The organism is Paucibacter sp. Y2R2-4 (assembly GCF_025717535.1).
Classification (GTDB): Bacteria; Pseudomonadota; Gammaproteobacteria; order Burkholderiales; family Burkholderiaceae_C; genus Paucibacter_A.
Window position 1 is genome coordinate 262,317 of the sequence record NZ_JAJIRO010000002.1, and the last position, 22,869, is coordinate 285,185.

Genomic DNA, 22,869 nt, shown 5'->3' on the forward strand with positions numbered 1-22,869 from the left:
AGGCGGCGGCGGGGGACTGAGCTCGGACTCAAGGCGTCCTGAGGACGGCTTGAGCCTAGCGAAGGGCTGGGCCACTGGACCAGACAGGAGCGGACCAGAGTGCCCAAGCGGCCTGATCAACTCCCATTCGGCCGACAGAAAGCGCAGACGACAGGTAAGCGCGGCTCTACTTGCGTCAGGCCAACTGCTGCAAAGCCTGGTGGTAAGCCGGATCGTGCATCAGCTCATCCCAAGTCAAGGGAGCCTTCTCCGGCAAGATCAGCTGGCGTCGACCTTCGCTTTCGGCACTGGGTGACCATCGTCCTTGCTGGGCCGCTTCGCTCAACTCTTGCAGCACCGCATCAATCACCTGACCGTCTACCTCAACGGACTGGTTGCACAGCAAGGCCAAATCACAGCCCGCATGCAAAGCGGCAATCGCCGCCTCGGTAAAGCCAATCTCGCGCCCCTCCAAGACTCGCGCGCCACGCATGCCAAGGTCATCGCTGAAGATCAGGCCACCAAAGCCCAAGCGCTCGCGCAAGATTTCTTGCAACCAACGGGCGCTGAAACCGGCTGGACGGGTGTCGACCTTGGGATAGATCACATGGGCCGGCATCACCGCCGACAGGCTCAAGTTCAGCCATTCAAAGGGCTTGGCATCCTCGGCCAGGATCGCCTTAAGGCTGCGCCGATCAACGGGCACATCCACATGCGAGTCCGCCTTCACGAAACCATGCCCAGGGAAATGCTTGCCGCAACTGCCCATGCCTGCGATCAACAAACCGTGGGCGACGCTCTTGGCCAAGAGTGCCACCACGCGAGGGTCGCGATGGAAGCTGCGCTCACCGATCACCGAGCTCTCGCCGTAGTCCAGGTCCAGCACCGGGGCAAAACTCAAATCAACGCCGCAGGCGCGTAGCTCAGACCCCATGACATAACCCGCAGCCGTTGCGGCCTGGGTCGCGGCCATGGCGTCTTCCATCCACAAAGCACCCAGGCTGCGCATGGGCGGCAAATGGGTAAAACCATCGCTGCGAAAACGCTGCACACGCCCGCCTTCATGGTCCACCGCAATCAACAAGTCTGGCCGGATCGATTTGATCTCAGACGTCAGCAGGGTCAGCTGCGCACGGCTCTCAAAATTGCGCGCAAACAAAATCAGGCCGCCGACCAGGCGGTGAGCCAAACGTCGACGCTCGATCTTGCTGAGGCTTAAGCCCGCCACATCAATGATCAAAGGCGAATGAGCGTGGGTTGACATGGCGAAGGCGTCCTTCATTCTTTGGTTTCAACCACCACAAAACTGGTGGCGTAATCGGTTTCATCGCTGACGCTGACATGCGCCTTCAAGCCCTTGGCATCAAACCAAGCGGCGAGGCCGTTGTGCAGGCGAATCTCAGGCTTGCCGCTGGGGGCTTTGACGATCTCGCAGTCTCGCCAAGTCATGGGCATGCGCATGCCCATGCCGATAGCTTTGGAGAAGGCCTCTTTGGCCGAGAAGCGAGTGGCCAGATAAGCGACGCCACGCGCCGCCACCCGGGCGCTGCGCTCCCGGAAGACCTGCATCTCATGCGGCCCCAAGACCTTTTCGGCGAAACGCTCACCGCGGCGCTCAAGGGTGTCGCGAATACGGCGGATGTCGCAGACGTCGGTGCCGATGCCGTAAATCATGCTTCGGGCTCCAAAGCGGGCCAGCCCAGCAACTCATTGCGATGCTGCTGCCCGCCTAACTCGAACCACGCCTCGCCCCAAGACAAAGCGCCTTCGCGGCGGTAAAAGCGCAAAGCGCCTTCATTGCCAACCCAGGCGCTCAGCCACAAGGCGCGATCAGGCCATTCCTGGCGGGCCTGATGCAAAAGCTTGAGGCCCAAGCCCTGCCCCTGGCTGTGCGGCGACACATACAAACGCTTGAGTTCCACGGCAGGCCCGGACAGTTGCACAGGACACACCGCGCTGTCATCCAAATGCGCCCAAGCCAGCAAGGTATCGCCGCGCTCAATCAGCCAATGGCGATTCAAGTCGATGGACTGACGCAGCAGTTGCTCATCAAAGTCACGCTTCAAAAACTCGGCCACCGTGCTGTTCACGCCGCCCTCGGCCGCGTAGCGGTCCAGCCAAACCCAGCGGGCCAGTGCGGCAATACGCAAGGCATCCTCCGGCTGAGCCAGGCGCATATCAAGAAAGTTCGAGGGGGTCTTGCTCATCGTTCAGTTCAAGGGGCATAGGCGCGCTGAATGCAGCGCTGGTAGTCGCGCACGGTCTCGGTGTAACCCAACTCCAGCGCATCGGCCACCAAGGCGTGACCGATCGAGACCTCTTGCACGCCGGGCACGGCCTGCAGAAAGCGGGTCAGGTTGTCGCGATTCAAGTCATGGCCCGCATTGATCCCCAGGCCCACAGCCAAAGCGACCTCGGCCGTGCGAGTGAAGCCTGCCAGCACTTCGGCCTCACGCTCTGTGCCATAAGCACTGGCATAGGTCTCGGTATAGAGCTCTACCCGATCCGCGCCCAACTCGGCCACGAAAGCCATCGCCTCCGGCACCGGGTCCATGAACAGGCTGACACGCACGCCACAAGCCTTGGCTTCCGCCACCAAGGGGCGCAGCCGCTCCATATCGGCAGGGAACTGCCAGCCGTGGTCCGAGGTGAACTGATCCTCGGAGTCCGGCACAAAAGTCACCTGGTGCGGCCGCACGCTGCGCACAAAGTCCATCAGGTTCTGGGTCGGGTTGCCCTCGATGTTGTACTCGGCATGGGGCCAGGCCTGCATCAAGGCCGCCAAGTCATGAACGTCTTGGCTGCGAATGTGACGTGCATCGGGACGAGGATGCACGGTGATGCCTTGCGCACCGGCCAACAAGCAAGCCTCAGCCGCACGCAGCACGCTGGGAATTCCCAGATGGCGGGTATTGCGCAGCAAGGCCACCTTGTTGACGTTGACAGACAGGGCGCAGCGCAAGGCGCCATGCAATGACGATGATTCGGGGGCAAGCAAGGGGTTCATCAAAAACTCTCGGTCGTTTGTCGATGCCCACTTGAGGGCATCGATCGGATGATCAATCGCTCAGCTTTTGCAGGTCCAGCATCACCTGACGGGTGCGCAGCGGGCGCTGCCCCAGATGATAGTGAAGCAAGCTGCGCAAGCTGCTGCGCAGAGCCGGCAAAATTCCAGCACAAGCGTGACGCAGCGCAGCCATGCTGCCGTGCAAGAGCGCAGCCTGCAAGTGCACCAACTCATGGCCGCTGAAACTGGCCGCATCAGCCACAGGCGCCACGACGCCAGCCTCGGCATTCAGGGCGTAGCGTCGGTCTGGATGCAGCGGCGCCTGGGTGACCGTGGACAAACTCAGGTCAGGCAACAAACCCAACTCCCGCAACAAACGCAACTCAAAAGCGCGCAGGGCCGCTTGCGACTGCGCATCTTCATTGGCATGCAAGTGCGGCAAGGTGTCCGCATAGGCCTCAAACAAGTGCGGATGTGGGTCTTGTCGAGCCAAGAGCTTCAGCAACAACTCATTGAGGTAATAACCTGAAAACAGAGCAGCGCCGGCGGGCAAGGTACTGCCGCCCACCCATTCGGCGCCGCGCAGGCCGACCACTTCGGCACCACCATCTTCTGGCGCGGATTTCGACGGTTTACTTAGGCTCACCTGAATGCGCTGGAAGGGCAACAAGACCGCACGCAGCTGCGAGTAAGGCCGCTTGGCCCCCTTGGCGACCACGGCCAAACGCCCCTGTTCACGGGTGAACAGATCCAGAATCAGACTGGACTCGCTCCAGTCATAGTGATGCAGGACAAAGGCCTGCTGAACGCTGGGTGAGCGTGATTTCACTCGTAACCGTAGGTCCGCAAATGCTCTTCGGTATCCGCCCAACCGGAACGGACCTTGACCCATAACTCCAGGAACACGCGGCCTTGCATCAGATGCTCCAGCTCTTGGCGGGCCTCGGAACCGATGCGCTTCAAACGTTCGCCGCCCTGGCCAATGATCATGCCCTTGTGAGCGTCACGCTCCACCACGATGGAGGCCGAGATGCGGCGCAGCTCGCCCTCGTCTTCCCATTTGTCGATGATGACGGTCGAGGTGTAGGGCAATTCATCGCCGGTCAAGCGGAACAGCTTCTCACGAATGATTTCGCTGGCCAGGAATTTCTCGGAGCGATCGGTAAGCGCGTCTTCCTCATAAAACCAACCCTGCTCGGGCAGGTAAGGTTTGAGGATCTTGAACAGGCGAGCGACGTCGGCTTCTTTTTTGGCCGAGAGCGGCACGAACTCGCTGAAGTTGCGGCGCTCCTGCATGCTTTTGAGCCAAGGCGCCAGTTCGGCGCGGCGCTGCACCGCATCGAGCTTGTTGGCAATCATCACCACCGGCTTGTCTTCGGGCAGCAAGGACAAAACCTTGGCATCGTCCAGACCGAAACGCCCGGCTTCCAACACATAGAGCACCAGGTCCACATCGCCCAGCACGCTGTGCACCGTGCGGTTCAGGTTGCGGTTGAGTGCCGCGTTATGCTTCATCTGGAAGCCCGGCGTGTCGACGAAGACGAACTGGGCCTCTTCCACCGTGCGAACGCCGGTGATGCGATGCCGGGTGGTCTGAGCCTTGTCCGAGGTGATGCTGACCTTTTGGCCCACCAGAGCGTTCAGCAGCGTCGATTTTCCGACGTTGGGGCGGCCCACGATGGCGATCAGACCGCAGCGCTGAGGTAAAGCCTCTTTGGCGTCGGCCGTGCTGTCCGTCGAATTGGCGTCCAGCGGCTTTGTGTTTTCAGTCATGGTTTGGGCGGCGCGGAGCCGGCTCCTTCAGTCGCGCAAGCCAGCGCCTGGCTTGTCACGGGCAATCAATTCGTCGAGCAGTCGACGGGCGGCATCTTGTTCTGCAACGCGGCGCGAGCGGCCTTCGCCGCGTGTGGCCACGCGAAGCGAAGCCACAGCACATTCCACCTCGAAGGTCTGCGCATGCGCCTGCCCTCGGGTCTCGGTGATGCGATAAGCGGGCACGCTGAGTTTGCGCGCTTGCAGCCATTCCTGCAGCGCCGTCTTCGCATCTTTGGCCCAGTTGTCGGTGCTTGAAGCGCTGCTGATCACTTCGGCCAGCAGATTGCGCACCACGGCCAGCGCAGCAGGGTAGCCGCCGTCTACAAAAGTGGCGCCAATCAAAGCTTCGGTCGCGTCCGCCAAGATCGACGGGCGCTGGGCACCGCCGCCTTTGGCTTCACCCTCGCTGATGCGCAAGACCTGCGGCAGCTCCAAAGTCAGGGCCAAGCGATGCAGACTGTCTTCGCGCACCAGATGGGCGCGAATACGGGTCAGGTCCCCTTCGTCAGATCCGGCAAAACGGTCGTAAAGCAAGCTGGAAACGGCCAGACTCAGCACCGCATCGCCCAAGAATTCAAGGCGCTCGTTGTGGTCGGCGCTGAAGCTGCGGTGGGTGAGCGCGCGAGTCAACAGCTCGGGCTGCTTGAACTGGTGCCCCAGACGTCGCTGAAGGGCGGCAAGTTGCGGACTCATGAAGGGCAGAGCTCGGTCATTCAGTGGGAATGGCCGGCGTACTTGATCAAGAGGAAGACCGGACCGCCCAACTCAATTTGCTTGTCATAAGCAAAGCTGATCTGAAGCTTGTCGTTTTCCTTGGTGATCACCAGATCTTTGGCGGCAATGCTGGTCATCGAATACTCGACCTGCTGGGCCCGTTCAAAGTCGGCGCGAACTGCAGGAACGGTGCTGGGATTGGAGGCCGCGATGCGATCAACCACACGCTGAATGGTATAGAACTCCATGACGGTCGGCAGCACACGCGCCACCACCACCCCGCCAAAGGCCAGGACCACACCCCAGAACAGCAAGCCAATAAGGCTCACGCCGCGCTGATGGCGTCGAGCGGCAGTGCCTTGACCAGCAACTGAACGAGTTCTGACACGCTTGCTCAAACCCATAAACCCAGATCCCTTGCGTTGAGAGGAATTGCACGACGGCACGGCGGCATGACTCAATTGAAGGTGCCGATGCGCTTGAGGTTACCGAAATTCATCCAAACCATAAAGGCCTTACCGACGATGTTTTCATCCGGCACAAAGCCCCAGAAGCGCGAATCACCCGAGTTGTCGCGGTTGTCACCGATCATGTAGTAATGGCCGGCCGGCACCTTGCAGGTCACACCCTCGGGGCTGTACTTGCAATTGTCTTGGAAGGGGAAAGGGCCATCCTTGCGATTGGGGTGGAACAGGGGCGAACGCTGTGGATCCACCAGCAGCTGATGCTCCTTTTCGCCCAACTTCTCGGTGAAGCGCGGGCGGTAGGTCATCGAGCTTTCGTCGTAGAAGTCACCCTGTGGCTGCACCGGGACCAACTCACCATTGATGTAGAGGCGCTGGTTCAGGTACTTCACCTCATCGCCGGGCAAAGCCACCACGCGCTTGATGAAGTCCACGCTGGTGTCTTCAGGCCAGCGGAACACCATCACATCCCCGCGTTTGACCTCGTTGTTGCTGATGATCTTTTTATTGATCACCGGCAAACGGATGCCGTAATGGAATTTGTTCACCAAGATCAGATCACCCACCAGCAAGGTCGGCACCATGGAACCCGAGGGGATCTTGAAGGGCTCAAACAAGAAGGAACGCAACAAGAAAACCGCCAGGATGACGGGGAATAAACCCGCGGTCCAATCCAACCACCAGGGTTGCTGCAAGATTTGCTGACGCGCACCTTCAACGTCACCATCGACCCGCGCAATGCCTTGTTCGGCCAGCGTCTGGCGACGCTTGGCGTCGGCCTCCAAGAGCAGCGCAGCGGCCTTCTCGCGCTTGGGCTGGAAGTGGAAACGCTCGGCCAGCCAATAGACCAGCGTGAACACGGTCAAGATGAAGAGCAGAAGTGAGAAGTTGCCGCTCCAGTAGCCGGTGTACCAGCCCCCCAAATACGCGACGAGGATGGCGTAAAGAATTCCGGTCAGAGCACTCATCAATCAATCGATCTTGGTTGGGTAATGGTTTTCGGGCTGTCGAGCTATCGGACTTTTCAGTCGCAAGGACTTCAATCCTCGACCTGCAGGATGGCGAGGAAGGCTTCCTGAGGCACCTCGACCGAGCCGATTTGCTTCATGCGTTTCTTACCGGCCTTTTGCTTCTCGAGCAGCTTGCGCTTACGCGAGACGTCGCCGCCATAACATTTTGCCAGCACGTTCTTGCGCATCGCCTTGATGTTCTCGCGCGCAATGATGTTGGAACCGATCGCCGCCTGAATGACCACGTCGTACATCTGGCGAGGGATGTGTTCGCGCATCTTGGCCGCCACTCCGCGGCCGCGGAACTGGCTCTGCACACGGTGCACGATGATGGACAGCGCATCGACCCGGTCGCCGTTGATCAAGATGTCCACCTTGACCACATCGGAGGCGCGGTACTCCTTGAACTCATAGTCCATGGACGCGTAGCCACGCGAAACGCTCTTGAGCTTGTCAAAGAAGTCCAGCACGATTTCGGCCAGCGGCATCTCATAGGTCAACATGACCTGGCGGCCGTGATAGGCCATATTCATTTGATTGCCGCGCTTCTGGTTGGCCAGAGTCATCACCGGGCCGACATAGTCTTGCGGCATATAGAGATGCACGGTCACGATGGGCTCACGGATCTCTTGGATCTGACCCATTTCTGGCATCTTGGACGGGTTCTCAACCTCGATCACATCGCCATTGGCCAGCACGACCTCGTACACCACGCTGGGCGCGGTGGTGATCAGGTCTTGGTCAAACTCACGCTCCAAGCGCTCTTGCACGATTTCCATGTGCAAGAGGCCCAAGAAGCCGCAGCGGAAGCCAAAGCCCAGCGCTTGCGAGACCTCGGGCTCATAGCGCAGCGAGGAGTCATTCAGCTTGAGCTTTTCCAGCGCGTCGCGCAGTTGGTCATACTCGCTGGCTTCGGTCGGATACAGACCCGCAAACACCTGCGGCTGAATTTCCTTGAAGCCTGGCAGCGCCGCTTCAGCGGGGCCGAGATTGTTGGGCAGCTTTTTGTCGACCGTGATGGTGTCACCCACCTTGGCCGCTTGTAGTTCCTTGATGCCGGCGATGATGAAGCCCACCTCACCCGCATTGAGCTGGTCGCGGCTTTCCGACTTCGGCGAAAACACGCCCAAATTGTCGGCCGGGTAGACGGCGTTGGAGGCCATCATGCGGATGCGGTCGCCCTTCTTCAGTGTGCCGTCGACCACGCGCACCAACATCACCACGCCCACATAAGCGTCGTACCAAGAGTCGATGATCATAGCGCGCAGCGGCGCGTCGACCAGACCCTTGGGCGGCGGCATGCGGGCGATCACGGCCTCGATGATTTCATCAATGCCCATGCCGGTCTTGGCGCTGCAGGGAATTGCATCGGTCGCATCGATGCCGATGACGTCTTCGATCTCTTCCTTGGCGTTCTCGGGATCTGCATTGGGCAAATCCATCTTGTTCAACACCGGCACGACTTCAACGCCAAGGTCCAGCGCGGTATAGCAGTTAGCGACCGTTTGCGCTTCAACGCCCTGGCTGGCATCGACCACCAACAAAGCACCTTCACAGGCCGACAGGGACCGGCTGACTTCATATGAGAAGTCCACATGCCCCGGTGTGTCGATCAAATTCAGGTTGTAGACCTGGCCGTCTTTGGCCTTGTACTGCAGCGCAGCGGTTTGCGCCTTGATGGTGATACCACGTTCACGCTCGATGTCCATCGAGTCCAGCACCTGCGCCTCCATCTCGCGATCGGATAGGCCGCCACAGCGTTGAATGATGCGATCCGCCAGCGTGCTTTTGCCGTGGTCGATGTGGGCGATGATGGAGAAATTGCGAATGTGGTTCATGCTGTTCTTAAATGCGCTGTGCCGGTAGACACAAGGGCGCAGCCCTTGCAGCGCAAGCTCAAATCGCGAAGCGATGTGAAGGCGCAAAGCGCCGTGCTGAAGCTAAAAAAAAGGCACGTCGAAACGGTGACGCGCCTTCCAACAAAACGTATGGCAACTGCATGTTGGGCGTTCATTGTAGCCAAAAGGCCCGAACTGGAAACCGCACCGGGACTGGAAACCCCAGCGTTGCGGCTCGCCAACATCAAAGTTACCAACAACTTATCCACAGCGCCGACTGAACAACTTGTGGACGAAAAGGCCTCGAGGAAAAGCCCTTGGTTTGCGACTTCCAGATGCAACAAACCCAGGCTTCTAGCCATTGATTCTATCCGAGCAAGCGAACAATAGCCTTGCTGATCAGGAGTTGGTCCACAGAAAAGGTGGAGGGGCGTCTTCGCCGCCGTTTAGGCAGAGCCCCTTCCCCAGCCCTGGACTTGGGATGGCTCCCCAAATTCGATTCATCATGTGAAAAGACCACCCGGCGAAGTCAGCTAAGCCGGGTGGTCCGAGGCTCCTGGTGTGAAGCCGCAGCGCTTACTTTGCCGCTGGCTTCAGCAAGATAAAGCTGACCACCTCATCCCTGCGCACCAAAAGATTGATGGTCTTGGCCTTTTCGGCCTTGCTCATCAGGCCTTGGAACTGTTTGACGCTGCTCACGTCAGTGTTGTCGACCGCAAGAATCAGATCCCCTTCCCTCAGCCCTGCGCGGGCCGCGACGCCAGAGGCGGCATCGACACGTACACCGGAGCGCAACTTCAACTCACGCTTTTGCGCGTCAGGGATCTCGGAGACCTGCAGACCCAGAGCAGCAGCGCCACTGGCGGGCTTTCCTTCTTGGGAATCGCCCGACGCGCGTCGCGCCGAGCCGTCATCCGGCATCTCTGCAATCGCAATTGTCAGATCTTTGTAGGCGCCACGGCGGAACACCTGCACGACCGCCTTGCTACCGGGCTTCAGGCCCGCCACCACGCGGCGCAAATCGCTGGCCTTCTCGATCAGCTTGCCGTCGAACTTGGTGATCACGTCGCCACCTTCGACACCCGCCTTGTCGGCCGCGCCACCCGCCGTCACGCTGCGAATCAATGCGCCCGTGGGTTTGCCCAGGCCAATGGCCTCGGCCACATCTTTGCTCAAATCATCCGGAGCGACGCCGATGAAGCCGCGCACCACGCGGCCACTGCCGCGCAATTGGTCCGAAACCCGAATGGCCTCGTCAATCGGAATCGCGAACGAGATGCCCATGAAGCCACCCGACTGGCTGTAGATCTGTGAATTGATCCCAACCACCTCGCCACGCATATTCAGCAAAGGGCCGCCTGAGTTGCCAGGATTGATGGCCACGTCGGTTTGAATAAAGGGCAGGAAGTCACCGGTGTCGCGCGCCTTGGCACTGACGATGCCGGCCGTCACCGTGTTGTCGAACCCAAAAGGCGAGCCAATTGCCATCACCCACTCGCCCACTTTGAGGCGGCTGATGTCGGCAATCTTCACCGCCGGCAAGGCGCTGGCTTCGATCTTCAGCACCGCCACATCGGTACGGCGATCTGCACCAATCACCTTGGCTTTGAACTCGCGCTTGTCGGTCAAGGTGACCCAAACATCGTCCGCGCCTTGCACCACATGGGCGTTGGTCATGACATAGCCGTCGGCGCTGAGAATGAACCCAGAGCCCACGCCTCGACGCTGAGGTTGGTCGTCCTCGGCGCCGTTATTGCCATTGCCGCCACCTCGCGGCGAACCACGGCGTTGGTTGGGCAGCGGAATGCCAAATCGCCGCAAGAACTCTTGCATTTGCTCGTCGACCTCGGGCGAGCCATTCATGCCGGAGCGCAGCCGCTCCGAGGTCCGTATATTGACCACCGCGGGGCCGACGCGTTCGACCAGCTCGGTGAAGTCGGGCAACTCACGGGCTTGCACTTGGCCCACGCCAGGCACAAAACTCAGGCTCAAGGACAAGACTGCAGCAGACAAGACGGCGCGCGAGAAGCGCGCAGCCAGAGGGCGAGAAACAAACTTTGATGACATGGCTTGACTCAGAGTGCTCACAAAAAAGATTGGCGAGTACGCATCGATCTCACGTCGAGCGAAATGACATTTAACACTGCCGATTTTGGGGCGCTCCGCAGACTTTCAAGAAAGAGCTCAACGGTTAGCCCTTCATCGGTCATTGATGATCGCCGCAGCCGAGAAGCATAGCGAAAGTCATAGGCCGGAGTGCTCGGGGTGATCGTGCGGCGCTGCGTAGAGGCAGGCCCGCAAATGGTGCCATTGCGACTGACCCGACTGAGCCAAGGGTAGGTAGATGACTGCCGGAAAAAGCCGCCTCAAATAGCTTGGAGTCGGGACAGGCCGGGCGCACAGCAGCAGGCAAGCCCCAAGGTCAAACAAGACCTCAATCTGTACTTGAAACTCGTCAAGCGAGCCGCGCTCATCATGCAGCCACCAGCTTTGGCCGTCCCAGCGCAAGCGCCTGGGTTGGAGCTGCGCCCATCGCCAAGCCAAGACAGCGGTCGGCAAGATCAAGAGCGGCAACACCCAAAACGGGACTCGTTTAGGCAGATGGGTCGCCAGCACCATCACAACGGAAGACACAGCCAAGCTTGCAAGGACCGTAACGCCCAATGCAAGCAGCCTCTGAAACAGAGGCTGCGGTCGGGTATCGATCTGGAAGGCCGGGGCCGAGCGGCGTGAGGAACTCATGGCTCGGCCGGGCTTCATGAAAGGGCCAAGAGGCCCTGCACTTAGACCTTCTTGAAGATCAAGGTGCCGTTGGTGCCGCCGAAACCAAAGTTGTTTTTGGCGGCGTATTCGATCTTCATCTCACGCGCTTGGTTCGCGCAGTAGTCGAGATCGCACTCTGGATCTTGATTGAAGATGTTGATAGTCGGCGGGGCCACTTGATTGTGCACGGCCAATACCGTGAACACGGATTCAATACCGCCGGCACCGCCGAGCAAATGCCCCGTCATCGACTTGGTCGAACTGATGACCAAGTTTTTGGCCACATCTTCACCAAAGGCCAATTTAATGGCATTGGTTTCGTTCAAGTCACCCAGCGGCGTCGAGGTGCCGTGGGCGTTCATGTATTGGATTTGGTCCGGGTTGAGACCGGCGCTGCGCAGCGCGGCTCGCATCGAACGCTTGGGGCCGTCCACGCTGGGTGCGGTCATATGGTACGCATCGGCACCCATGCCAAAGCCAGCCAGTTCGGCGTAAATCTTGGCGCCGCGCTTCTTGGCATGCTCGTACTCTTCCAGCACCAGCACACCACCGCCCTCGCCCAGCACAAAGCCATCACGGTCTTTGTCCCAGGGTCGGGATGCAGTCTTGGGATCGTCATTGCGCGTCGACAGCGCGCGCGCTGAGGCAAAGCCTCCAACGCCCAAGGGCGAGACGGTCGCTTCCGCGCCGCCCGCAACCATCACATCGGCGTCACCGTCCGCAATCAAGCGGCCAGCAAGGCCAATCGCATGCAAGCCGGTTGTGCAAGCCGTCACCACCGCCAAGTTCGGGCCTTGAAAGCCGTACTTGATGGACACATGACCCGAGATCATGTTGATGATCGAAGCCGGCACAAAGAACGGCGACACACGACGTGGGCCACGCGACATCAGCTCGCCATGGGTCTCTTCGATCATCGGCAAGCCGCCGATCCCCGAGCCCACGAGCACGCCAATGCGCTCAGCCTCTTCTTCCGACAACTGATCCCCTGTCGGCAAACCGGCGTCTTGCACTGCTTGTATAGACGCCGCCATCCCGTAATGGATGAAGGTGTCCATGGACCGTGCTTCCTTGGCAGGAATGTAGTCCGTGACATTGAAGCCCTTCACCTCGCCTGCGATTTGGCAGGAGAAGGCAGAGGCATCAAAGCGAGTGATGCGGTCAATACCGGACTGACCGGCCAGGATGTTGCTCCAGGCCTCGGCCACTGTGTTGCCCACAGGGCTGATCAGACCTAGTCCGGTAATGACGACGCGACGACGGCTCATGCGATTAGGGGTTCAGTTAGGGATTACCTGACAGCCGGGAGGCTGACTCAGGCCTTTTGGTGCTTGACGGCGTAGTCAATCGCCAGCTGAACGCTGGTGATCTTTTCGGCTTCTTCATCGGGGATTTCGATGCCGAACTCGTCTTCGAGTGCCATCACCAATTCCACCGTGTCGAGGGAATCTGCGCCCAGATCAGCCACGAAGGCCTTTTCATTGGTCACATCAGCTTCAGGCACGCCGAGTTGCTCGGCGATGATTTTCTTGACACGTGCTTCGATATCGCTCATGACTCCTCCAGGAGGGGTTTGCTAGGAACAGCCCGGGATTCTAAGGCCTCTAGAGTGTCTCGCCTAAATTGAGGCTGAATTAGTCACTCCATGGAACCTTCACCGGCCGGGCAAATCCGGTGGATGAGAGCAGATTGCCCTCATCACAAATCAAATCAGTTCATGTACATGCCGCCGTTGACATGCAACTCGGTACCGCTAATGTAGGCGGCCTTCGGTGACGCCAGGAAGGCGACGGCATCGGCAATTTCCCGAGGCTCGCCCAAGCGACCCACAGGGATTTGCGCCAGCAAGGCGGCTTTCTGGGCTTCGGGCAGCACTTCGGTCATATCGGTGGCAATGAAACCAGGTGCCACGCAATTGACCGTTATGCCGCGGCTGCCCAACTCGCGTGCCAAGGCGCGAGTCATACCCGCCACACCCGCTTTGGCGGCGGCGTAATTGGCCTGCCCAGGGTTTCCGGAAGCCCCCACCACCGAGGTGATGTTGATGATGCGGCCATAGCGCTGCTTCATCATGCCGCGCATGACGGCACGGCACATGCGGAAGACGGCCTTGAGATTCGTATCCAGCACGGCATCCCAGTCTTCGTCCTTCATGCGCATGGCCAAGGTGTCCCGCGTAATTCCGGCGTTATTCACCAAGACATGCAGGCCACCGTGAGCCTTGCTGATCGACTCAACGGCAGCTTCAACGGCCGCCGCATCATTGACATTCAAGACCATGCCGCGCCCACCCAGGGGGGCCAAGGCTTCACTGATGGCGGCGGCGCCGCCTTCGCTGGTAGCCGTGCCGACCACAATGAAGCCTTGCTCGGCCAAGGTCAGCGCAATCGAGCGCCCAATGCCGCGGCTAGCACCGGTGACGAGGGCAACTTGGCCCGAGGAGGTGACTTCCTTGCTCATATGCTTTGCTTCTTTTTCAACCCAACAGCGCGCGGGCTTCCGCCAAGCTGGCCGGATCCAACACCGTGGTGCCAATGATTTCGGGATCAATACGCTTGGCCATACCGGCCAAGACCTTGCCGGGACCGCATTCGATGATGTGGGAGAGGCCTCGTGCCTTCAAAGCCTGGATAACCTCAACCCAGCGCACCGGGCCAAAGGCCTGGCGATACAGGGCATCTCGCAGACCCTCCGCATCGGCCACTGCCGCCACATCGATGTTGTTGATAACCGGGAAGCTCAAGGGCGCAAACTGGGTCGCAGCCAATTTGGTCTTCAAGGCCTCGGCAGCCGGCTTCATCAAGCTGGAATGAAAAGGGGCAGAAACGGCCAGCAACAAAGCGCGCTTGGCGCCTGCTGCCTTCAACACTTCACATGCCTTGTCGACACCGGCCTTGCTGCCTGCGATCACGGTCTGCTTGGGGTCATTGAAATTGACGGCCTCTACCGGCTCACCGGCAGCCACAGCCGCAGCTGCACAGCCCTCACGCACCGCCTGCGAATCAAGCCCCAGGATGGCAGCCATGGCGCCAACACCGACAGGCACCGCCTCTTGCATGGCCTGCGCCCGGAAACGCACCAGCGGCAAGGCCTCAGTCAAGCTCAAGGCGCCAGCAGCAACCAAGGCGCTGTACTCACCCAAAGAATGACCCGCGGCGGCAGCCGGCACCAAGCCGGTTTCAGCAATCCAAGCGCGATAGCAAGCAATACCGGCCGTCAACATCACCGGCTGGGTGTTGGTGGTCAGATCCAACTGCTCTTTCGGGCCGGACTTGATCAAGGCCGCAATGTCTTCGCCCAAGGCATCGGATGCCTCTGCCAGGGTACGCAACACTTCCGGGTGATCACCCCAGGCATCCAACATGCCCACAGCCTGCGAACCTTGGCCCGGAAACACAAAAGCAAAATTTGCACTCATCGATTCAATGTCTCATCGAAACGGGCCGAGCAAGTGCCGACCCGCGGATTTCAGAAGTCCAGCAGCACCGCGCCCCAGGTGAAGCCACCGCCCACACCCTCCAGCATCACGGTATCACCCGGTTTGACCTTGCCAGTGCGCACGGCAGTATCCAGCGCCAAGGGGATGGAGGCCGCCGAAGTGTTGCCATGCTCATCGACGGTGACGATCAGCCGTTCCATCGGCAGTTTCATCTTCTTGGCCGTGCTGTGCATGATGCGAATATTGGCTTGATGCGGGATCAACCAATCAACATCAGACTCCTGGCGCCCAGCCTTCTCCAACACCGAGCGCGCCACTTTCTCAAGCACGCTGACCGCCATCTTGAAGACCGCTTGGCCATCCATCTTCAGTAGCGGATCCCCCAAGACCTTGCCGCCAGACACGGTACCGGGCACGCACAAAATGCCCGAGTGGCGCCCATCGGCGTGCAACTCGGTCGCAAGAATGCCCGGCTTATCGCTGGCGCCCAAAACGACCGCGCCGGCGCCGTCGCCAAACAAAACGCAAGTGGTGCGATCTTTGAAGTCCAAGATGCGCGAGAACACTTCGGCGCCAACGACCAAGGCTTTGCTGGCAGCGCCGGTACGGATCATCGAGTCCGCCACCGTCAGGGCATAGACAAAGCCCGAGCAAACGGCCTGCACATCGAACGCAGCCCCTCCGTGAACACCCAGCTTTTGCTGAAGCAAGCAAGCGGTGGACGGGAACACCACATCGGGCGTCGAAGTGGCCACGATGATCAAGTCAATCTCATCCGCTGCGACGCCCGCGGCTTGCAGTGCCGCCTGAGCGGCAGGCAAGGCCAAATCGCTGGAGGTCACGCCCGCATCTGCAAAGTGACGCGCACGAATGCCGGTGCGCTCAACAATCCACTCGTCCGAAGTCTCGATGCCGTCAGCCGCCAGTTGAGCCGCCAATTCGACATTGCTGAGGCGCTTTGGCGGGAGAAAACTACCGGTGCCGAGGATGCGCGAGTAGCGAGGCAGCGCGGCGCGCTCTGTCTGGGAGCTTGATGTCATGCAGCTTGAACGACCGAGGTCGCCTTATCTCCTGAAGCCACTTGCTCAAGCTCAGCCGAGGCATCGGACAAGGACTTGGACTGCAAGGTGGCAATGATTCGATCATGAACCCGGTCTAGCAACCGGTTGCGGGCGGCATCATACGCCCGGTTCAAGGCAGTCTCGAAAGCCAGCTGATCGGCCGAGCCGTGACTCTTGAAGACCAAACCCCGCAAGCCCAACAAGGCAGCGCCATTGAAACGGCGATGATCGACGCGGCCCTTGAATCGCTTCAAAACCGGCATCGCCATCAAAGCTGCCGCCTTCGTCAACCAACTGCGACCAAACTCCTCGCGGATGATGGTGATGATCATGGTCGCAAGACCTTCGGCAGTCTTCAAAGCGACGTTACCCACAAAGCCGTCGCAGACCACCAGGTCCACGGTGCCCTTGAAGATATCATTGCCTTCGACATTACCGAAGAAGTTCAGCTGACCCGCAGCACCCGCCTGTCGCAGCAACTCGCCGGCACGCTTGATGGTCTCGCTGCCCTTGATGACTTCTTCGCCAATATTGAGCAGGCCGACGCTGGGTTCGGGCTGCCCATCCACAGCGGAGACGAGCGCGCTGCCCATCAAGGCAAACTGGAGCAAGTGTTCGGCCGTGCAGTCGACATTGGCCCCCAGATCCAACATCGTAGTGAAGCCGCCTTTTTGATTCGGCATTACCGAAGCAATCGCAGGGCGATCGATGCCATCCAGCGTCTTGAGCAAATAGCGAGACACGGCCATCAATGCGCCCGTGTTGCCCGCGGAGACGCAAGCGTCGGCAGCAGGCGCAGCGCCATCCAACGACTTCAGCTGGTTGATAGCCACGCGCATCGAAGAATCCTTCTTGCGACGCAGGGCCACCTCTACAGGATCGTCCATCAGGACGACTTCGCTGGCCGGCACGATGCGGCAGCGCGGCCAAGCAGCAGCTTCCGCCAAGGCATCAGGCAGACCGACGAGCAAGAGCTCAGCGTTTGGATGCCGCTCCAAAAAGGCTTGCGCTGCAGGCAATGTGACGGAAGGCCCGTGGTCACCGCCCATGCAGTCAATCGCCAAACGCACCACTTTGAGTGGTGCCAGGTCGACAGCATCAGCCGAGGCAAGCGTGCCGTTAACAGGAATTGACATCAATGCAAACCAAATAGGGGATCGACTGGCCCTCGGCTCACTGGCAAATCTTGCCAATCAGGACCGCCGGCCAAACAAGAGCGCAAAACGCGACACTCAAACACAAAAACCCGGCACTGCAACAAGGCACAGGCCGGGAGTTTGTGAGCCATGGCAGATCAAAGCAGCGCGCAACTCATGAGCTGCGCAGAAGCCTGCAATCTATCAGGAGGCGTCAGCCTTGGTCTTCAGGACCTTGCGGCCACGGTAGAAGCCAGTGGGGCTGATGTGGTGACGCAGATGCACTTCACCTGTTGTAGGTTCGATTGCAGTACCCGGGGTAACCAGGGCATTGTGCGAACGGTGCATGCCACGCTTGGAGGGGGACTTTTTGTTTTGCTGAACGGCCATGAAATTCTCCTAAGGCTCCGGTGATTGAGGGGCTTTGCCGCAGGTACTGCCTCGAAACCGAGTAGCGAGCACCTGCTGCGCTGCGGCCCTTACACCCCGGGCGCCGCGATTGCTATTGATTCAAGCGTCACGAGCTTCATGCGCACCATGCGCCAGCTGCCTGCTTCTCTGAGTGTCCTTATGGCTCGCCTTTTCAAGCACCGCCTTAAAGCCCATTCCCAGTCTTGCGACATGCCACTTTGATTCTCGAACCGGGGAAAGCCCGTGATTGTAGCACGCGTGCGGCAATTCCCCAAACCCCATCCCCAAACGCTTATTGCTTGGGGCCTTGTTGTTTCTTCAATGCCGCCAAGGCTGCAAAGGGATGAGGCCGCTGTTCAGCCTGATCCAACTCTTGCAAGGCGGGATCCACCGGAACCACGAGCGGTTGCGGGCAGACCTCATGCCGAGGCACAAGAGGCAAAGACAGCAGCAGCTCATCTTCCAACAATTCGATGACATCAAAACTACGCGTCAGGACCAGCAAGTCCTCTTCGCTTTCTGCATCCACACTGAGCGCCTCGGCCTCATCCTTGACAAAGCGAAACCAGTGCGACAACTGGATCGCCTCGTCCACGGGCTGCAAGCAGCGCTGGCAGGTCAAGCGAGCGACAGCAGAAGCCTCGAGATGAAGCCAAGTTTGAGCTTCAGCGCCACGCTCTTCGCGCCGCTCGCCTGTGGCGCGCCAAGTCACTGCAGGCCAGGCACTGGCAGGCGCCTCAGGGGCCGCAGCATCCGCAAGACGCAGCAGCGAGGCGGCCGCGAGTTCACCACTCAATTCAGCGCCGTCGCGCGCGAAGGCCGCGACATCCAACTTGCCAGGAAAATATTGATGCTCTTTCATAGCCTCAAGTGTAGAGGCGCAATCAAAAGCTAGGCCACCAAAGCTCAGCGCAAGTAGCAGATGCCGTAGCGGTGCGAAAATCAGACGATGCAAAACACCCCAAGCCCCCGCCCGTTGATCCTGGGCTCGACTTCTCGCTACCGCCGCGAACTGCTGGAGCGGCTTCGCCTACCATTTGAGGTCAGCGCCCCGAATGTCGATGAAAGCGCACTGCCACTGGAAGCACCCGCCGAACTGGCCAAGCGCCTGGCTCTGGCCAAGGCAAACGCCATTGCCCAACAATACCCAGAGGCCATCGTCATCGGGTCGGACCAAGTGGCTGACTTGAACGGCACAGCCCTTGGCAAGCCCGGCAGCCACGAGCGCGCCATCGAGCAACTGCAAGCCATGAGCGGACAGACCGTCATCTTTCACACCGCCGTGGCCGTGGTCTGCGCCGAAAGTGGTTTTGCAGCACTGGACACGGCGGTTATTAAGACCCGATTCAGGACACTCTCTGCCGTAGAGATAGAAAATTATCTGCACGCCGAGCAACCCTACGACTGCGCCGGCAGCGCCAAGTCCGAAGGGATGGGCATCAGCTTGCTCGCCGCCATCGAGTCCGACGACCCCACTGCCCTGATCGGCCTGCCCTTGATTCGCACCTGTGAAATGCTGCGTCAAGCGGGGCTCGACCCGCTGCTGCACGGCAAGATGGGAGCCCCGCAATGAAAAAGGGTCGCCTCTACCTGGTTCCCAACAGCCTGGACTTCGGCGTCGAAGGCGCCGCCGTGGATCTGCAACAAGTACTGCCGTTGCACGTCATTCAAACGGCGGCCCGCCTGAATTTCTGGGCCGCAGAAAACGCCAAGACAACACGCGCCTTCTTGAAACGGGTCGATGCCATCGCCCCTTTGAGCCAAGCCCTGCAAAACCTGCAAATCAGCGAACTGCCTCGACCACCCAAGGGACGCGCAAGCCTGGATGCCGCCGCACAAAATCAGGCTTGGCAAAAGCTGCTCGAACCCGCACTCGCTGGGCATGACATCGGATTGATCTCTGAGGCAGGCCTACCCGCTGTGGCCGACCCGGGCGCCCTGCTGGTTGCCGCAGCCCATGATGCGGATATTGAGGTCATCCCATTGAGCGGCCCCAGTGCGCTGCTGATGGCTCTGTCCGCCAGCGGATTGAACGGCCAGAGCTTTGCCTTCGTTGGCTACCTGCCAGTCGACGCAGCGGCCCGCACCGCACGCATTCGAGAACTGGAAGCCCTGTCGGCTCGCCAACAGCAAACGCAGTTGGTGATTGAAACGCCTTATCGCAACTCAGCCTTGCTGCATGCACTCTTGAGCAGCCTGAAGCCCAACACCCGCTTGTCCATCAGCTGCGGCCTGAGCCTGGAGCAAGGCTGGACACGTAGCGCCACGGTTGAAGAGTGGCGCAGTTCCGGTGAATCGATGCCGGACAAGGTGCCGGCCGTATTCGCTTTCTTGGGCTAATTTCTCGCCAAGTCCGCCCCTCCCGGGGTGGACTTAAGACTCCAAGGATGAGGCAGGAACTTTGGCGCCAAACAAAGCCGCAACCTTGCGTTTTGGCTTGATATTGCTAGACACACCACGTGGTGCAGCGACGGCATTGCCCGCCGCCCCCTTGTCCCAGGCAGGCAACTCAGCACTGGCGTTGGCCTCATAAGGTTTGTCAAAAAAAGCATCTCGAGCAGGCGCCCGGTAGCTTGAGCGAGGCGCCGGTGCAGATTCAGCACGAGACGAGCCAGACTCGGCTCGATCCGTACGATCTTCCCACTCACGGCGAGGTGCACGCTCTGGCCGCGCACGGCGCGCATCCTCCAACTCGAAGGCCTCCAATTCGATGGTCCGCTTGGTGAGCTTCTCAAGATCCGCAATCAAGCGAGCATCTGACTTGGTAACCAGCGTCACCGCCACACCAGAGGCGCCAGCGCGGCCGGTGCGGCCGATACGGTGTACGTAGTCTTCCGCGTTGAAAGGCACATCAAAATTGAAGACCGCAGGTAAATCGGCAATATCCAAGCCGCGAGCAGCCACGTCAGTCGCGACCAAGAGGTCGACTTCACCGCGCTTGAAGGCCTCCAGAGACTTCAAACGCTCATCCTGCGATTTATCTCCATGCAATGCGGACGTACGCAAACCATCACGCTCGAAGGAACGGGCCAATCGTGCCGCACCCAGCTTGGAATTCACAAACACAATCGCCTGAGTGATGGCACGCTGACGCAGAATCTGAGTCACCACCGCGCGCTTGTCATCGTCGGTCACGCTGTAAAACAACTGCTCCACATTGGTCGCGGTCGCGTTCGGACGGGCCACCTCAACCAAGAGCGGGTCCTGCAGATAACTCTGTGCCAGGCGTTTGATCTCAGGCGAAAACGTAGCCGAGAACAACAAGGTCTGACGCTGCTTGGGCAGATAGCTCAAGATGCGCTGCAGGTCCGGCAAGAAGCCGATGTCCAGCATGCGGTCCGCCTCGTCGAGCACCACATACTCCACCTGATTCAAGACGCAGTTCTTGGCCTCGATGTGATCGAGCAAGCGCCCCGGTGTAGCGATCAAGACCTCAACGCCGCCCTTCAACACCAGGGTTTGCGGCTTCATGTCGATGCCGCCAAACACCACGGTCACCCGCAGATTCGTGTGCTTGGCATAAGCCTTGATATTGTTGGCCACTTGATCGGCCAGCTCACGTGTTGGCGCCAACACCAAGGCGCGCACCGGATGGCGCGCTGGCGAAGCACTAGCGTTCTCATGCTTGAGCATGCGCTGCAGCAAAGGGATGGAAAACGCGGCTGTTTTGCCCGTGCCGGTCTGGGCGGCACCCATCACATCCCGCCCGTCCAAAACGATAGGAATCGCTTTGGCTTGAATGGGCGTCATGGTGGCGTAGCCGGAGTCGGCTACCGCCCGCAACAGCTTGGCGTCAAGAGGCAGTGTGTCAAAGCGTGCAGGGGCTGCTTCAGGCGCGGCGGGCGTGGTTTGGGTGTCGGTCATCCCCCGATTATCCGTCATCCCCGCCAATTACTTGGGATTACCCGAACTGCGGCCCTTATCGATCTCCGCGACGCGGCTGACCAACTCTCGCTTGGCATGCATCCAACGCGGGGTACGGAAGCGCACGATGCGCCAGTACAAGCCCACATAAACCAGACCAAAGAGCACCATGCACAGCGCCATCATCGGGGTCGAGTCCCAAAAAAGCACAGCAGGCGCCAGCGAAAAGATACACAGCATCCAAAGATAAGGCGCCGTCATTGAGTTGCGGCGGGTCATCGCACGCGCATCGCGAGCACCAACGGTCCAGCGCATCAGACGGCGGTAAATCAGGGAGTGCAAATGAATGCCATCGGGCAGGCCCGGTGGCGTAGCGCGTATGAAGCGTCGGCGATAAATCGAGAACAGCGTCTCAAACACCGGGTAGCTGCACACCATCAGCGCAAACAAGGGCGACACCTCGGGGTGGCGAGCGATCAACAGAATGCCGATCTCGGCGACCATAAAGCCCAAGAAGTAAGCCCCACCGTCTCCCAGGAAGATCATGCCGGCCGGAAAGTTCCAAACGAAGAAGCCAAGAACGGCACCTACGCCAGCCAGAGACCACAAGGTCAACTCAACGTCTCCCACCTGGTGCGCAACATAGGCAAAAGCCAGCAGCATCAGGCAAACACACATCGAAGAAAGGCCATTGAAACCGTCAATGATGTTGACTGCGTTGGCAACCCCGGCCACCACAAGCACCGTGGCCAGCAAAGCCCCGATTGTGGTCGCCACAAGAAAGTCCAGACCAGGGATGTCGGTATTAGTGATCCGCGCGTCGATCAACCAAAAAGCCAAGACCGCAGAAACTGCGGTCGCCAGCAAGCGCTTGCCGGGCGACACCTTTTTGGTGAAGTCCTCTATCAAGCCTGCGGCAAAGGCAGGCAAGCCACATAGCAAAAGCATCAGCCCGAGATGGGCATGGTCTGAACCGCGCCACCACACCAGGCCCGCCACCACCAACAGGCCCGCAAACATACCCACACCACCGATCCGTGGCACCGCCTTGGCATGAAACTTCTGCGGACCACTCAAGTCCCCATCCGCCGACAAATGCCCGTGGAGACTGGCGGAATGCACAACCCACAAAGTGACCAAAGTGGCCACCAAAAAAGACGTAATGAAATACAGCATGCGCGGAGTGTAGCGAGGCCCTCTTGCTCAACTCAGGGCCGGTGCCCCACCAAAGCACCGCTAGAATCCGCCCCAATCCACACGGTACCCGGGTAAACCCACGGCGAGCACCTGTGTGCAAAGAAAGATTCACGAACACACGACCGAGGAATGTCAGTGGTCTGCAAACAACAAAAACACCCTGCCGTCACC

The 22,869-nt window shown here is 59.6% G+C and carries 25 protein-coding genes; 3 read left to right on the top strand and 22 right to left on the bottom strand.

The features are described from left to right. Positions 1 to 175 precede the first annotated feature (175 nt). From nagZ to lepA, 10 genes are all read right to left on the bottom strand, one after another. The gene (nagZ, locus tag LNV06_RS07990) at positions 176 to 1,243 is read right to left on the bottom strand and encodes a beta-N-acetylhexosaminidase (protein ID WP_263537734.1); all 1,068 of its coding nucleotides are present in this window, start codon (positions 1,241 to 1,243) and stop codon (positions 176 to 178) included. Positions 1,244 to 1,257: 14 nt separating this feature from the next. Continuing rightward, positions 1,258 to 1,653, bottom strand: a complete 396-nt coding sequence (gene acpS / locus LNV06_RS07995) for a holo-ACP synthase (protein ID WP_263537735.1) — start codon at positions 1,651 to 1,653, stop codon at positions 1,258 to 1,260. Next, the gene (locus tag LNV06_RS08000) at positions 1,650 to 2,186 is read right to left on the bottom strand and encodes a GNAT family N-acetyltransferase (RefSeq protein WP_263537736.1); all 537 of its coding nucleotides are present in this window, start codon (positions 2,184 to 2,186) and stop codon (positions 1,650 to 1,652) included. Before LNV06_RS08000 ends, acpS begins: the two co-directional genes overlap by 4 nt. An 8-nt stretch (positions 2,187 to 2,194) precedes the next feature. Next, the gene (locus LNV06_RS08005; RefSeq protein WP_263537737.1) at positions 2,195 to 2,986 is read right to left on the bottom strand and encodes a pyridoxine 5'-phosphate synthase; all 792 of its coding nucleotides are present in this window, start codon (positions 2,984 to 2,986) and stop codon (positions 2,195 to 2,197) included. A gap of 52 nt (positions 2,987 to 3,038) precedes the next feature. After that, positions 3,039 to 3,815, bottom strand: a complete 777-nt coding sequence (recO, locus tag LNV06_RS08010) for a DNA repair protein RecO (RefSeq protein WP_263537738.1) — start codon at positions 3,813 to 3,815, stop codon at positions 3,039 to 3,041. Continuing rightward, entirely contained in the window at positions 3,812 to 4,759 is a 948-nt protein-coding gene (gene era / locus LNV06_RS08015) for a GTPase Era (protein WP_263537739.1), read from the bottom strand. The genes recO and era overlap by 4 nt, the downstream gene beginning before the upstream one ends. A 27-nt stretch (positions 4,760 to 4,786) precedes the next feature. Next, positions 4,787 to 5,494: a ribonuclease III gene (gene rnc / locus LNV06_RS08020; protein WP_263537740.1), complete on the bottom strand. Its 708-nt coding sequence runs from the start codon at positions 5,492 to 5,494 to the stop codon at positions 4,787 to 4,789. Positions 5,495 to 5,514: 20 nt separating this feature from the next. Continuing rightward, the gene (locus tag LNV06_RS08025) at positions 5,515 to 5,844 is read right to left on the bottom strand and encodes a DUF4845 domain-containing protein (RefSeq protein WP_263537741.1); all 330 of its coding nucleotides are present in this window, start codon (positions 5,842 to 5,844) and stop codon (positions 5,515 to 5,517) included. Between the two features lie 128 nt (positions 5,845 to 5,972). Beyond that, on the bottom strand, positions 5,973 to 6,947 hold the full coding sequence (gene lepB, locus LNV06_RS08030) for a signal peptidase I (protein WP_263537742.1): 975 nt from the start codon (positions 6,945 to 6,947) through the stop codon (positions 5,973 to 5,975). Positions 6,948 to 7,018: 71 nt separating this feature from the next. Next, entirely contained in the window at positions 7,019 to 8,827 is a 1,809-nt protein-coding gene (gene lepA, locus LNV06_RS08035; RefSeq protein WP_263537743.1) for a translation elongation factor 4, read from the bottom strand. Between the two features lie 45 nt (positions 8,828 to 8,872). On the opposite strand from lepA, the gene LNV06_RS08040 reads away from it, so the two are divergent. Continuing rightward, the gene (locus LNV06_RS08040) at positions 8,873 to 9,217 is read left to right on the top strand and encodes a hypothetical protein (RefSeq protein ID WP_263537744.1); all 345 of its coding nucleotides are present in this window, start codon (positions 8,873 to 8,875) and stop codon (positions 9,215 to 9,217) included. A 186-nt stretch (positions 9,218 to 9,403) separates the two neighbouring features. On the opposite strand, the gene LNV06_RS08045 is transcribed toward LNV06_RS08040, so the two are convergent. From LNV06_RS08045 to LNV06_RS08090, 10 genes are all read right to left on the bottom strand, one after another. Continuing rightward, positions 9,404 to 10,894: a Do family serine endopeptidase gene (locus tag LNV06_RS08045; protein WP_263537745.1), complete on the bottom strand. Its 1,491-nt coding sequence runs from the start codon at positions 10,892 to 10,894 to the stop codon at positions 9,404 to 9,406. A 177-nt stretch (positions 10,895 to 11,071) separates the two neighbouring features. Further along, positions 11,072 to 11,461 carry a hypothetical protein gene (locus tag LNV06_RS08050; RefSeq protein ID WP_263537746.1) on the bottom strand — a complete coding sequence of 130 codons (390 nt, stop codon included), beginning with the start codon at positions 11,459 to 11,461 and terminating at the stop codon, positions 11,072 to 11,074. A gap of 149 nt (positions 11,462 to 11,610) precedes the next feature. After that, the gene (gene fabF, locus LNV06_RS08055) at positions 11,611 to 12,858 is read right to left on the bottom strand and encodes a beta-ketoacyl-ACP synthase II (RefSeq protein WP_263537747.1); all 1,248 of its coding nucleotides are present in this window, start codon (positions 12,856 to 12,858) and stop codon (positions 11,611 to 11,613) included. Between the two features lie 47 nt (positions 12,859 to 12,905). Next, a complete protein-coding gene (acpP, locus tag LNV06_RS08060) occupies positions 12,906 to 13,145 on the bottom strand; it encodes an acyl carrier protein (protein WP_263537748.1) in 240 nt (79 codons plus the stop codon). 155 nt (positions 13,146 to 13,300) lie between these two features. Next, positions 13,301 to 14,050 carry a 3-oxoacyl-ACP reductase FabG gene (fabG, locus tag LNV06_RS08065; protein ID WP_263537749.1) on the bottom strand — a complete coding sequence of 250 codons (750 nt, stop codon included), beginning with the start codon at positions 14,048 to 14,050 and terminating at the stop codon, positions 13,301 to 13,303. A gap of 16 nt (positions 14,051 to 14,066) precedes the next feature. After that, entirely contained in the window at positions 14,067 to 15,008 is a 942-nt protein-coding gene (gene fabD, locus LNV06_RS08070; protein ID WP_263537750.1) for an ACP S-malonyltransferase, read from the bottom strand. A gap of 50 nt (positions 15,009 to 15,058) precedes the next feature. Beyond that, positions 15,059 to 16,036: a beta-ketoacyl-ACP synthase III gene (locus LNV06_RS08075; RefSeq protein WP_263538323.1), complete on the bottom strand. Its 978-nt coding sequence runs from the start codon at positions 16,034 to 16,036 to the stop codon at positions 15,059 to 15,061. A gap of 29 nt (positions 16,037 to 16,065) precedes the next feature. Next, a complete protein-coding gene (gene plsX, locus LNV06_RS08080) occupies positions 16,066 to 17,163 on the bottom strand; it encodes a phosphate acyltransferase PlsX (protein ID WP_263538324.1) in 1,098 nt (365 codons plus the stop codon). A gap of 267 nt (positions 17,164 to 17,430) precedes the next feature. Next, the gene (gene rpmF, locus LNV06_RS08085; RefSeq protein ID WP_263537751.1) at positions 17,431 to 17,616 is read right to left on the bottom strand and encodes a 50S ribosomal protein L32; all 186 of its coding nucleotides are present in this window, start codon (positions 17,614 to 17,616) and stop codon (positions 17,431 to 17,433) included. Between the two features lie 313 nt (positions 17,617 to 17,929). Further along, entirely contained in the window at positions 17,930 to 18,499 is a 570-nt protein-coding gene (locus LNV06_RS08090) for a YceD family protein (RefSeq protein ID WP_263537752.1), read from the bottom strand. 87 nt (positions 18,500 to 18,586) lie between these two features. Between LNV06_RS08090 and LNV06_RS08095 the strand changes: the two genes are divergently transcribed. Next, positions 18,587 to 19,210, top strand: a complete 624-nt coding sequence (locus LNV06_RS08095) for a Maf family nucleotide pyrophosphatase (RefSeq protein ID WP_263537753.1) — start codon at positions 18,587 to 18,589, stop codon at positions 19,208 to 19,210. Beyond that, the gene (locus tag LNV06_RS08100) at positions 19,207 to 19,977 is read left to right on the top strand and encodes an SAM-dependent methyltransferase (RefSeq protein WP_263537754.1); all 771 of its coding nucleotides are present in this window, start codon (positions 19,207 to 19,209) and stop codon (positions 19,975 to 19,977) included. The genes LNV06_RS08095 and LNV06_RS08100 overlap by 4 nt, the downstream gene beginning before the upstream one ends. 33 nt (positions 19,978 to 20,010) lie before the next feature. Here LNV06_RS08100 and LNV06_RS08105 read toward each other — a convergent pair whose 3' ends face one another. Together LNV06_RS08105 and LNV06_RS08110 are read right to left on the bottom strand one after the other, a co-directional pair. After that, entirely contained in the window at positions 20,011 to 21,501 is a 1,491-nt protein-coding gene (locus tag LNV06_RS08105) for a DEAD/DEAH box helicase (RefSeq protein WP_263537755.1), read from the bottom strand. A 27-nt stretch (positions 21,502 to 21,528) separates the two neighbouring features. After that, positions 21,529 to 22,677 carry an MraY family glycosyltransferase gene (locus LNV06_RS08110; RefSeq protein ID WP_263537756.1) on the bottom strand — a complete coding sequence of 383 codons (1,149 nt, stop codon included), beginning with the start codon at positions 22,675 to 22,677 and terminating at the stop codon, positions 21,529 to 21,531. Between the last annotated feature and the right edge of the window lie 192 nt (positions 22,678 to 22,869).